The organism is Novosphingobium sp. G106, assembly GCF_019075875.1.
Lineage (GTDB): Bacteria > Pseudomonadota > Alphaproteobacteria > Sphingomonadales > Sphingomonadaceae > Novosphingobium.
This window is the reverse complement of sequence record NZ_JAHOOZ010000001.1, coordinates 3,269,383-3,281,096: the sequence shown is the minus strand read 5'-3', so window position 1 is coordinate 3,281,096 and position 11,714 is coordinate 3,269,383. Positions and strand designations below refer to the sequence as shown.

General features: G+C 66.3%; 11 protein-coding genes. 8 read left to right on the top strand and 3 right to left on the bottom strand.

From position 1 onward, the window contains the following. Positions 1 to 37 precede the first annotated feature (37 nt). The 8 genes from KRR38_RS15530 to KRR38_RS15495 all read left to right on the top strand — a co-directional run bounded on the left by KRR38_RS15530 (position 38) and on the right by KRR38_RS15495 (position 8,524). Positions 38 to 547 (top strand): DUF2239 family protein, encoded by a 510-nt coding sequence (locus tag KRR38_RS15530; protein WP_217403122.1) that lies wholly within the window; start codon positions 38 to 40, stop codon positions 545 to 547. A 97-nt stretch (positions 548 to 644) separates the two neighbouring features. After that, positions 645 to 1,022 carry a DUF6491 family protein gene (locus tag KRR38_RS15525; protein ID WP_217403120.1) on the top strand — a complete coding sequence of 126 codons (378 nt, stop codon included), beginning with the start codon at positions 645 to 647 and terminating at the stop codon, positions 1,020 to 1,022. Between the two features lie 53 nt (positions 1,023 to 1,075). Continuing rightward, positions 1,076 to 2,002 carry a tRNA pseudouridine(55) synthase TruB gene (gene truB / locus KRR38_RS15520; protein ID WP_217403118.1) on the top strand — a complete coding sequence of 309 codons (927 nt, stop codon included), beginning with the start codon at positions 1,076 to 1,078 and terminating at the stop codon, positions 2,000 to 2,002. A 5-nt stretch (positions 2,003 to 2,007) separates the two neighbouring features. Next, positions 2,008 to 2,277 (top strand): 30S ribosomal protein S15, encoded by a 270-nt coding sequence (rpsO, locus tag KRR38_RS15515; protein WP_217403112.1) that lies wholly within the window; start codon positions 2,008 to 2,010, stop codon positions 2,275 to 2,277. A 162-nt stretch (positions 2,278 to 2,439) separates the two neighbouring features. Further along, on the top strand, positions 2,440 to 4,755 hold the full coding sequence (gene pnp, locus KRR38_RS15510; protein ID WP_217403111.1) for a polyribonucleotide nucleotidyltransferase: 2,316 nt from the start codon (positions 2,440 to 2,442) through the stop codon (positions 4,753 to 4,755). 161 nt (positions 4,756 to 4,916) lie between these two features. Beyond that, the gene (locus KRR38_RS15505) at positions 4,917 to 5,618 is read left to right on the top strand and encodes an energy transducer TonB (protein WP_254514827.1); all 702 of its coding nucleotides are present in this window, start codon (positions 4,917 to 4,919) and stop codon (positions 5,616 to 5,618) included. 77 nt (positions 5,619 to 5,695) lie between these two features. Continuing rightward, the gene (locus KRR38_RS15500) at positions 5,696 to 7,591 is read left to right on the top strand and encodes a hypothetical protein (protein ID WP_217403095.1); all 1,896 of its coding nucleotides are present in this window, start codon (positions 5,696 to 5,698) and stop codon (positions 7,589 to 7,591) included. Positions 7,592 to 7,771: 180 nt separating this feature from the next. Further along, positions 7,772 to 8,524 (top strand): DUF3142 domain-containing protein, encoded by a 753-nt coding sequence (locus KRR38_RS15495; protein WP_309141060.1) that lies wholly within the window; start codon positions 7,772 to 7,774, stop codon positions 8,522 to 8,524. Here KRR38_RS15495 and KRR38_RS15490 read toward each other — a convergent pair. From KRR38_RS15490 to KRR38_RS15480, 3 genes are all read right to left on the bottom strand, one after another. After that, the gene (locus KRR38_RS15490) at positions 8,497 to 9,768 is read right to left on the bottom strand and encodes a GGDEF domain-containing protein (RefSeq protein ID WP_217403093.1); all 1,272 of its coding nucleotides are present in this window, start codon (positions 9,766 to 9,768) and stop codon (positions 8,497 to 8,499) included. The two genes, KRR38_RS15495 and KRR38_RS15490, sit on opposite strands and share 28 nt — an antisense overlap. Before the next feature lie 93 nt (positions 9,769 to 9,861). Continuing rightward, entirely contained in the window at positions 9,862 to 10,383 is a 522-nt protein-coding gene (locus KRR38_RS15485) for a DUF1993 family protein (RefSeq protein ID WP_217403086.1), read from the bottom strand. A gap of 63 nt (positions 10,384 to 10,446) precedes the next feature. Further along, positions 10,447 to 11,601, bottom strand: coding sequence for a GGDEF domain-containing protein (locus tag KRR38_RS15480; RefSeq protein ID WP_217403084.1), 1,155 nt, complete (start codon positions 11,599 to 11,601; stop codon positions 10,447 to 10,449). Positions 11,602 to 11,714: the final 113 nt, after the last annotated feature.

The following is an 11,714-nucleotide window of genomic DNA, read 5'->3' as shown; positions in this document are numbered from 1 at the left end:
CCGGGTTAAATATGTGGTCATGGCAAGGAGAAGCACCATGTCCGTGACCGTGTTCTACAAGGATGAAGTGATCGCCCGCGGTTCGCCCGAGGAGTTCGCCGGGGCGCTGCGCGATCTCGAGCCTTTGTCGCGCAGTTCGGATCTGCTGGCTTTCGACGACGAGACGGGCAGGCAGGTCGATCTCGACCTGACCGGGGCTCCTCCGCCGCCGCGGCCCCGCGGCCGCCCTTCGCTCGGCGTCGAGGCGCGCGAGGTAACCCTGCTGCCGCGCCATTGGGAATGGCTGGCGAAGCAGCCCGGCGGGGCTTCGGTATCGCTGCGCAAGCTGGTCGAGGCGGCGCTCCGCGCGGGCCGCAGCGAGCGGGAATGCCTCGACGCGGCTTGCCGTTTCCTCACCGTGATGGCCGGCGACCGGCCCGGCTACGAAGCGGCGACCCGTGCACTCTACGCCGGTTATCGTCCCGCTTTCGAAGCTGTCGCCAAGCTGTGGCCCGAAGCGATCCGCGACCACGCGCTGGCGCTCGCCTGGCCGTCCGAGGCTGGCTGATCAATTGGTAATAGAGTGTCGCAGCCGCTTGCGGCACGCGGGCTGCGACATGAAATATTCAGGCGGGATGGCGCTTCATCCGGAAAGGAGCCCTGCTATGAAGCTTTCCCTCTTTGCCCTGTCGCTCGCCGCCGCGCTGCTGGCCGGTTCGCCCGCCTTTGCTGCCGCGAGCAATTCGACCTCCCACGCCAGCGAGGCCTCGATCCCCTTTGCCAACCACGGCGGGGTCGACGACTGGCGTGCCGTGGGCGACAGCACGATCTACTTCGAGGACCTGCACCGCCACTGGTATCGCGCCGAACTGCTCGGCCCGGCCTTCGACCTGCCTTTCGTCGAGCACATCGGCATCGATGCCAGCCCGATCGGCACGCTCGACAAGTTCGGGGCGATCTACGTCCACGGCCAGCGCTATGGCTTCCGTTCTTTCGAGCAGGTCGCCGGCCCGCCTCAGAAGCATCCGGCGCACAAGTCGTAAGCGATCGGGCATAACCGCCTGACAGGACCCGGCGGCGTCGCTATGGCGCCGCCATGTCCACGCAACTCTCCCCCAACGGCTGGATCATCCTCGACAAGCCGATCGAGCTCGGCTCGACCCAGGCCGTCGCGGCGGTCAAGCGCAACCTGCGCCAGGCCGGGCTCGGCAAGGTCAAGGTCGGCCATGGTGGCACGCTCGATCCGCTGGCGAGCGGCGTCCTGCCGATCGCGCTGGGTGAGGCGACCAAGCTCTGCGGGCGGATGCTCGACAGCGACAAGATTTACGACTTCACGATCTGCTTCGGGACAGAGACCGATACGCTGGATCTCGAAGGCAAGATTGTCGCTCGATCGGACAGGTTTATCGAGGGAGCCGAGGTTGAGGATGTCCTGATCGAGTTTATCGGCGAAATCGAGCAGGCGCCGCCTGCCTACTCGGCATTGATGGTCGATGGTCGACGTGCCTACGATCTGGCGCGGGCCGGTGAGGCAGTATCGCTGCCTAAGCGAAGCGTGACGATCCACAACCTCGACTATGTGGTGTGGTGGCAGGACGGCCTCGTCCCATTTGTCACCCTTCGTGCCCATGTTTCGAAAGGCACTTATATCCGCAGCCTCGCGCGGGATATCGCGCATGCGCTCGGCACCGTGGGCTATGTGACCATGCTGCGACGGCTGCGCGCTGGTCCGTTCGATCTCTCGCACGCGATTTCGCTGGACAATCTGAACGAAATCGGCAAGGGCGCGCCCCTTGAGAACGTACTCTTGCCGCTGGAGGCAGGGCTGGTCGACATCCCGGCTCTAGACCTCGGCCCGGAACAGGCAAGGGCGGTCCGACAGGGCCGGGTTCTGGCCGGGCTGGCTTATGACGATGGGCTCTATTGGGCGCGAAGCGGGCGAGTTCCCCTGGCGCTGATGGAGCTTTCGGGCGGTGACGCCCGGGTCGTCAGAGGCTTCAATCTTCCCGATGTCGCGGAGTGAATGATATGTCGGTAACCGCCGAAAAGAAGCAGGAAATCATCGAGTCCAACGCGCGTCAGGCCAACGACACGGGTTCGCCCGAAGTCCAGGTCGCGATCCTCACCAGCCGGATCCAGACGCTGACCGAGCATTTCAAGCTGCACCACAAGGACAACCACTCGCGCCGCGGTCTGCTGATGATGGTCAACAAGCGGCGCTCGCTGCTGGACTATCTGAAGCGCAAGGATGTGGATCGCTACAACGCTCTCATCCAGAAGCTCGGTCTGCGTAAGTAAGAGTTTCGAAGCGGCCCCATGCGGGCCGCTTCTTGTATGGGCTTCGCGCGCAATTCGGCGGCGAGCCCGAAACGGGGCCATGAAGCGCCCCAACCGGACCGGGACGGTACACCCGGCAGCAAAACCCCGCGCGCAATAGGGCCGCGGGTTGAAGGAAACTACATGTTCGACACGAAAACAGTATCGCTGGAGTGGGGCGGAAAGACCCTCACTCTGGAAACCGGCCGCATTGCCCGTCAGGCTGACGGCGCGGTCCTCGCGACCTACGGTGAAACCGTGGTCCTCTGCGCGGTGACGGCCGCGAAGTCGGTGAAGGAAGGCCAGGACTTCTTCCCGCTGACCGTCCACTACCAGGAAAAGTTCTTTGCAGCCGGCCGTATCCCGGGTGGCTTCTTCAAGCGCGAACGCGGTGCCACCGAAAAGGAGACGCTGGTCTCCCGCCTGATCGACCGTCCGGTCCGTCCGCTGTTCCCCGAAGGCTTCTACAACGAGATCAACGTCATCGCCCAGGTGCTGAGCTATGACGGCGAGGTCGAGCCCGATATCGTCGCGATGATCGCGGCCTCGGCCGCCCTGACCATCTCGGGCGTGCCCTTCATGGGCCCGATCGGCGCCGCGCGCGTCGGCTATGTCGACGGCGAATACACGCTGAACCCGAAGCAGGACGTGGCTGCCGCCGGCGCTCTCGACCTGGTCGTCGCCGCCACCGGCAACGCCGTCATGATGGTCGAATCGCAGGCTCGCGAGCTGCCCGAAGAGATCATGCTCGGCGGCGTCCTGTTCGCCCACAACGAGATCAAGAAGGTCGTCAACGCGATCATCGATCTCGCCGAGAAGGCCGCCAAGGAGCCTTGGGAAGTCAAGACCACCGACAATTCGGCGGTCAAGGCCAAGCTCAAGGACCTGATCGGCAAGGACATTGCCGCCGCCTACAAGCTGACCGACAAGTCCGCCCGCTCGAACGCTCTCAATGCGGCGCGCGACAAGGCCAAGGCTGCTTTCGCCAGCGAAGACGCGCAGACCCAGATGGTCGCGATCAAGTCGGTCAAGAAGGTCGAATCGGACATCGTCCGCACCGATCTGCTGAAGAACGGCAAGCGCATCGACGGCCGCACGACCACGCAGGTCCGCCCGATCGAGGCGATCGTCGGCCTGCTGCCGCGCACCCACGGTTCGTCGCTGTTCACCCGCGGTGAGACGCAGGCGATCTGCACCACCACGCTGGGCACCAAGGACGCCGAGCAGATGATCGACGGGCTGGAGGGTCTCTCCTACTCGAACTTCATGCTGCACTATAACTTCCCGCCCTATTCGGTCGGCGAAGTCGGCCGCTTCGGCGCTCCGTCGCGTCGCGACACCGGCCACGGCAAGCTCGCCTGGCGCGCGCTGCAGGCGGTGCTGCCGACGAAGGAAGAGTTCCCCTATACGATCCGCGTGGTGTCCGACATCACCGAGTCCAACGGCTCTTCGTCGATGGCGACGGTCTGCGGCGGTTCGCTCTCGATGATGGACGCCGGCGTGCCGCTCAAGCGCCCGGTTTCGGGCATTGCGATGGGCCTGGTGCTGGAAGGTGACGAGTTCACCGTGCTCAGCGACATCCTTGGCGACGAGGATCACCTCGGCGACATGGACTTCAAGGTGGCCGGCACGTCCGAAGGCATCACCACGATGCAGATGGACATCAAGGTCGCGGGCATCACGCGCGAGATCTTCGAGGCCGCGCTGAACCAGGCCAAGGAAGGCCGCGCGCACATCCTGGGCGAGATGCAGAAGGCGCTGGGCACAGCCCGCACCGAGCTCTCGGCCCACGCTCCGCGCATCGAGACGATCCAGATCGACAAGTCGAAGATCCGCGACGTCATCGGCACCGGCGGCAAGGTCATCCGCGAGATCGTCGCCGAGACCGGCGCCAAGGTCGACATCGACGACGAGGGCCTGATCAAGATCAGCTCGGCGGACCTGTCGCAGATCGAAGCCGCCAAGAACTGGATCCTGGGTATCGTCCAGGAAGCAGAGGTCGGCAAGATCTACGACGGCAAGGTCGTCAACATTGTCGACTTCGGCGCTTTCGTGAACTTCATGGGCGGCAAGGACGGTCTCGTCCACGTCTCCGAAATGAAGAACGAGCGCGTCGAGAAGCCGACCGACGTCGTGTCCGAAGGCCAGGCCGTGAAGGTCAAGGTCCTCGAGATCGATCCGCGCGGCAAGGTTCGCCTGTCGATGCGTGTCGTCGACCAGGAGACGGGCGCCGAGCTGGAGGACACCCGTCCGCCCCGCGAGCCCCGCGAGCCGCGCGGTGATCGTCCCGGTGGCGATCGCGGCGACCGCCGTGGTCCCCGCGGCGGCGGCGGTGATCGCGGTGGTCGCGATCGTGACCGCGGCCCGCGCCGTGACGGCGGCGGCGACCGCGGTCCGCGCGAGCCCCGCGAGCCGCAGGGTGACCCCGATCACATGCCGGCTTTCTTGAAGGACGACTAATCCTTCAAGGCTGAGAAAAAAGGGAAAGGGGGCTGCGGCGACGCGGCCCCCTTTTCCGTTCAGGTTCCGGGCACCCGATGGCGGCTAGAGCGTTCCACTTCAGTCCACAGAGCCGGAACGGTCCCTTGTACGCATCGCCTCGCGAAAGGACTGCGTCGGCGTTGGCAGCATTCTGTATCGTCGTGCTGCTCGCCTTCGCGCTCGTCTTCGGCCTTCGGGTCGGGGATATCGTGCGCAATCCCGGGGCGCTGGTCTCGGTGATCTTTGACCAGCCCAAGCCGCCGCCACCGCCAGAGCCCAAACCCCGCGCGAGGCCGGCGGAGACCAGGGCGCCCAAGGGTGATCCCGGCCAGCACAATCTCAAGAATCAGGCCACGCCGATCGTCGCGCCCAAGGTCGTGCCGTTGATCGTTCCGCCGCCCGTGGTCGTTGCGACACAGGCGGGCATCGGCCAGGCGGCGCAGACCGGCGCCTCGGACCGGATGGGGCCGGGGCAGGGCGCGGGTGGCTACGGCAATGGCGGCGGTGGTGATGGAGGCGACGGCGATGGCGGCGCGGTCGCCGGCCCGCGCCAGATCAAGGGCAAGCTGTCGTTCAAGGACCTGCCCGACGGTATGCTACGGCCGGGCAGCGAGGCGCGCGTCGGCGTGCGCTATGTCGTCGAGGCCGACGGCACGGTCAGCCAATGTCGTGCCGACGAGCCGAGCGGCATCCCGCAGCTCGATCGGCTCGCTTGCCGGCTGATCGAGGAGCGTTTCCGCTTCCGCCCGGCCCGCGACCGGTTCGGCCGACCGGTGCGCGCGACCATTGCTGAGGCACACAGCTGGTTCATGCGTGACGACGGCGAGGATCGCGACGACTGACGCGGGAATTCGCTTGCCTGCGGAGGCTCCGATCTGGAATTCTCCCCGTCGGCTTCGGAGGCTGAGGGAGATGGGTGATGCGGCGGACTATCAGGGTTGCTGGCGGTATCCTGGGGGCCGCGCTTGCCTCTCTGGCCTGGCCGCAGATTGCGGGCGCCAGCGGCGATTTCATGTGCACGCCCGACTGGCGGCTGCCCAGCGGCAGCTTCGCCTCCTGCGGCAACACCGCCATGCTCTCGCCGAGCAACGACACGCGGGTGAACCTGTTGTTCCTGATGCGCGACCGCCAGCCCGCGCCCGCCGTGGGCCTGACCTATCCCGAGCTTAAATATGCCGACCCCGGGCTTGGCCATAATTTCTTCAGCTGGGACGTCGCCCGGCAGGCCTTCTTCGCGCCGCCCGAAGCCGGCGAAGATGACAGCGGCGCCTCCGGCTCACGCTGCATCAGCCTCGTTTCGGGCAGTGCCGCCTTCAACGCGGCGATGGCGGCCAACCGCGGCGTCTCCGCTGCCGAGCGCGAGCGCCTGATCACGGCGCGGACCACGATTGGGCAGATCTGCCGCGACGCCGGCGGTCCGGCGCTGGCCTTGCCCACGGACATCAAGTCTGCGGCGGGGCGGGAGTATCTCGGCTACCTGCAAGGCGCCGACTCCTTCTACGCCGAGCAGTGGGACGCCGCGCGCGGCGTCTTCGACAAGCTGCGCGGATCCAAGGACTCGTGGCTGGCCGAAACCGCCACTTACATGCTGGCGCGCACCGAGCTCAACGCCGCGCAGGCCAAGAGCTTCGACGAATGGGGCGCGTTCGATGCTGCCAAGGTCGACAAGCCGGCGCTGGGCCGAGCGAGGGCGGGGTTTCAGGACTATCTCAAGCGCTATGCCCGAGGCCGCTATGCCGGATCGGCGCAGGGGCTGGTGCGGCGCACGCTGTGGCTCGCGGGCGATGCCGTCGGGCTGGCGCAGGAATACGAGCGACTGCTTGCCGCAGCGCCGGTCACATCGCCGGCCACGCTCGACCTGATCGAGGAGACCGACAACAAGCTGCTGATCGGCAATGCCGCCAAGGTTGTCGACGGCCCGCTGTTGCTCGCCACGGTCGACCTGATGATGATGCGCACGCCCTACGAGGGCGGCCCGCAGCCGATCTCGGCCGAGGCGCTTGCTGGCCAGGCGAAGCGCTTCGCCGGTCGCGACGATCTTTATGGCTTCGTCCTCGCCAGCCATGCCTTCTACGTCGAGAAGGAACCCGCCAAGGTCCTCCAGCTGATCCCCGACGATGCGAAGAAACCGAGCTATACCTCGCTCGCCTTCAGCCGGCAGGTGCTGCGCGGCATGGCGCTGGCGGCGCGCGGGGACCGCAACGAGGCGGGCTTCTGGCGCGAGCTGCTCGGCGGGGCGACAGGGCTCTACCAGCGGCCCGTGGTCGAACTCGCGCTGGCGATGAACTGGGAGCGCAGCGGCAAGCTGGCCGACGTCTTCGCGCCCGCTTCGCCGATCGGCGAGACTGCAATCCGCGAGATCCTGCTGCTCAACGTCGCCGGCCCCGACCTGCTGCGCGCTCAGGCCCGCGCCACGCAGCGGCCGCAGCACGAGCGGGACCTGGCGGCGTTCACGCTGCTCCAGAAGCAGCTGACCTATGGCGACTATGCCGGCTTCCTGCGCGACAGTGCGCTGGTAGGCGCGAGTGCGACCAGCGAAGGCGGGCTCTGGGACCTGCGCCAGCAGGAGAAGGTGCCCGTCGGCCTGTTCCGCAAGGGCACCTGGTCGGACGGCTACGCCTGCCCGGCGCTGTCCGCCACAGCTGCCACCTTGGCGCGCGATCCGCGCGACGTGAAGGCGCGGCTCTGCCTCGGTGACTTCTACCGGCTCAATGGCTTCGACGATTTCGGCCGGGGCGACGAGACGGACCTCAAGCGCGGGGAACTGGGCAGCACGCCTACCCTGTTCCCCCCGCAAGCCGACTCCGCGCAGTGAGTTCTATGCCGGCGTCATCGCCGATCCGAAGGCGGCAGGTGAGGACAAGGCCTATGCGCTTTACCGCGCGGTCAATTGCTACGCGCCTGCCGGCAACAACCAGTGTGGCGGTACCGATGTCGGCCAGAACCAGCGCCGCGCCTGGTTCCAGCGGTTGAAGGGCGAGTTCGCGAAAAGCCCGTGGGCGCAAAAGCTGCGCTACTATTGGTGAGGGTCTGGGCGCTCGCGGCGCTTCTCCTATTGGCGGGATGTGGCAGGCCGGCGACGGAACGGGTCGACCCGACAGACTACGACGCCTTCTTCCTCTGGGCGGGGGTGAAGCCGCCTAAGGCTCTCGCGAAAGCGAAGACGGTCTATCTGCTCGACGGCGAAGTGCGTGCGAACGATAACGCGCGGCTCGTCCCGCTGCGTCCGGGGACACCAAACGGCAGCAAGGTGTCGCTTTGGCTGACGGTGCGCGCCGAGCGGCTCGACTGGCAGGAAGGCGTCTACCGCCGGATTTTCGTCGATCTCGCGCGCTGGGACGCTGCCGGCAATCGCCTGATCGGGCTGCAGATCGATTTCGATTCCAACACCCGCGGCCTGGCAAATTACGCTGCCTTCCTCGCCGACCTGCGCCGCCGCCTTCCCGCGCGCTACCGCCTTTCGGTCACCGGCCTGATGGACTGGAGCGCGCAGGGCGATCCGGCCGCGCTGGGCAAGCTGGCCGGTACCGTCGACGAGGTCGTGATCCAGACCTACCAGGGACGGCATACGATCCCCGGCTATGAGAGCTACATGACCTCGCTGGCGCGGCTACCGTTGCCCTATCGCGTAGCGCTGGTCGAAGGCGGCGAATGGCGTGCGCCGAAAACGCTTGCGGCCGATCCGGAATTCAAAGGCTACGTGGTGTTCCTGCTGCCGGCTCAGCCGCCGACCGCCAGCCGCAACTGATCGTCGCGTCCGGCGCGGCGCTCGGACATGCGGATGCAGTTCTTGCCGGCCTGCTTGGCCAGGTAGAGCGCGGCATCGGCCATCGGCACGACATCGGCCGGGCTGGTCGAGGTCTCGGGTACCGACGCGATGCCGAACGAGGCGCTGATCGGCGTGCCGTGCGCATCCGAGAGCCCCTCGATCCGCGCGCGCAGGCCCTCGGCCTTGATCTCGGCGCCTTCGAGGCTGCAGCCGGGCAGGATGACCATCAGCTCCTCGCCGCCGTACCGCGAGATGACGTCCGAAGGCCGCAGCCCGCCGACGAGCTGGGCGGCGACGTCGCGCAGCACGGCGTCGCCCTTGGCATGGCCATGCTCGTCGTTGAGGCGCTTGAAGTTGTCGAGATCGATCATGATCACCGAGGTCGAAGTTCCGGTCCGTTCGGCCAGGCTGACGTAGCGCTCGAGCGCGTCTTCCATGTAGCGGCGGTTGTAGAGCCCGGTTAGCGGGTCGCGCAGCGATTGGGTACGCAGCTTCTCGCGCAGCGCGATGTTGGACAGTGCCAGCGACATTGAATCGGCCATGGCGCGCGCCAGACGGCGCACGGTCTTGAGCTGCTCCATCGCGTCGTCGGCCTGGAGGGCGAGCGTGATCAGTCCGTGGACCTGGCCGCGCGCCATCATCGGCACCTCGATCGTCGCCGCCTCGCCGATGTGGTGCATGCAGCAAAGCGTGCCCGTGGCGGGATCGTTGATATGCGGCTTGCCGCGCTTCAGCGCCCAGCAATTGCCGGGCAGCAGGGTCTCGCCGGGATTGAAGCCGTCCGGGCAATTCCAGCTCTTGGCCAGATCGAGCCGGTCGCGCGAATTGTTGAAGACGTAGAGCGCGCCGCCGTAATTGGGCAGCAGGCGCATCGCGGTCGCCATCAGCACCGCGCCGGCGTCGACGTGATCCTCGGCCGCCTGCAGCATGTCGGTCATGGCGAAGAGCTCTTCGACCTGCTCGTGCGCCTCGCGTGCGTCGGTGACCATGGCGGTGCGCTGTTCGAGCTCATCGAGGCTCTTGCGCGCCAGCGTGGTCGACAGCGCGAGCGTGGTCAGCATCAGCAGGAGAGCGAATGCGGTTGCCAGGAGGACGAAGCCGTCGGACTGGAAGGCAGCAAAACCGAGGCCCACGCAGCCTGCGAGCTGCATGCCGACGAAAGGCAGAGTCCAGCCGTGGATCCCCTGCCGCTGCACTTGTTCGAGGCGTGCTCCCAGAGCCATCGCGCTACCCGTTTTCCGTCCCAGCGGATAGGAATAGCGCGGCGGGGTTAAAAATTTGCCTGTAGGCGTTAAACAAATTCGAAAGGGAGAATCTCAGGCCTTCGTGCGCACGCGCCCCAGGAAATCGCGCTTGCCGATGTTGAGCCCTTGGCTGCGCAGCACCGCATAGGCCGTCGACGCGTGGAAGAAGAAGTTGGGCAGGCAGAAACTCAACAGGAAGTCTTCGCCGACATATTCCATCCGGCTGGTGCTGAACGTGAAGACGACGTCGCGACCGGCGGCCGCATCGATCTCGTCCGGCTGCACGTCCTGGAGCACGGCGATGGCATCGGCCACCGCCTGCCGAAGCGGCGCAAACGTCGTCGCCGGCGGATTGAGATCGGGCCCGGTGAGCCCCGTGCGCAGCGCCTCCATCGCACCGGCGGAGCTCAGTACGACGTAGGAAATCTGCTTGGCGAAGGGCCACATGTCAGGGGTGAGGCTGGCAAGGGTCAAGGCTTCGTCGGGCAGGCCATTCTCGCGGCAATGCGCCTCGGCCTTGTCGATCAGGCGCGCCATCTGCGGCAGGATCTGGAGAAAGACACCGACCGTGGCAGTGTGAAGCGGATTGGACATGCTGAACTCTCCCCGATTTTTCGGAGAGAGTTTAGAGCCTGTCCAATGGCGGCTGTAAACCGTTCAGGCGGCTGCGCGCGCCTGCTCGCCGGCCTTGACGATCAGGTTCCGGCCCGCGGCCTTGGCGGCGTAGAGCGCGTCGTCGGCCGCCTTCATCGCATCGCGCGGGCTCGTATGCGAAAGCACGTCGGCGATGCCGCCCGAAAAGGTGATCCGGCCGAAGGGGATGTCGGTCGCGCGGTTGACCAGACGGCGCTCGGCCATGGCCTCGCGCGCCTCGTCCAGGACCTGCCAGGCTTCCTCGATGGTCTTGCCGCGGAACAGCACGACGAATTCCTCGCCGCCATGACGGGCGACGTGGCAGTGCTCGTTGGAGATCTTCGCCAGGGTCTGCGCGACGGCGCGGATGACGCGGTCTCCGGCTTCGTGGCCGTGTGTGTCGTTGACCCGCTTGAAATGGTCGATGTCGCAGATGGCGACGCACATCGGCTCGCTGGCTTCGATCGCCGCGGCGGTCTCGCGCTCGAGCACGCCTTCGAAGGCGCGGCGGTTGGGCAAGCCGGTGAGGTGGTCGAGCTCGGCGCTGCGGCGGGCTTCCTCGAGGCTGCGCTGGAGCGAGCGGGTCTGGATTTCGGACCGGCTCATCTCCTTCTCGATCTCGCGAGTACGATCGAGCATCAGGCGCGCGATGTTGGCGAGCTCGGTGATGACGACGCCGGCCTTGCTGACCTGCTCGAGTTCGTTGACGTGCTGTTCGAGAGCCGAGTTGTAGTCGCTCGCCGCGCTCTTGGCCGCGACCGTGGTCTGGCCGAAATCCTGGATCGAATGCTCGAGCTTGGTCATCAGCGCGTCGAGCTGGGCGACGCCGTCGTTGCGACCGGTCGAGCGGCAGGCGTCTTCGAGCCAGTGCATCGACACCGGCTGGCGCGAAATGACCCGCTCCTCGAGCAGGCGTGCGAGTTTCGGATCGGCGCCGGTGAGCACGTCGTGCGCGATCGCGAGGGTGAAGGAATTCACTTCCAGGCGGTGGGTCAGCAGGAAGCTGCCGATATCGGTCAGCAGCTGCTTGCGGCGTCGTTCGCGCGGGTCCTCGGACTCGACGGGTTCGGGAGCGGGCTGCGCTACCTCGACACCTTCGATTTCCCCGTCCTCGCTCGGCGCGGCGCCAAGGCCGAGCCAGCGAAGAATGCCCTTCGATTTCCCATCGTTCTCGCTCATGCCCGAATTAACGGCAATTTGACCATGGTTTTAAGGGCGTATTCCTTGGAAAAGCGCCAAATTCTGACATTCGGATAGAAACAAACGCCGGCGACGGGAACTCACCAGAGGCA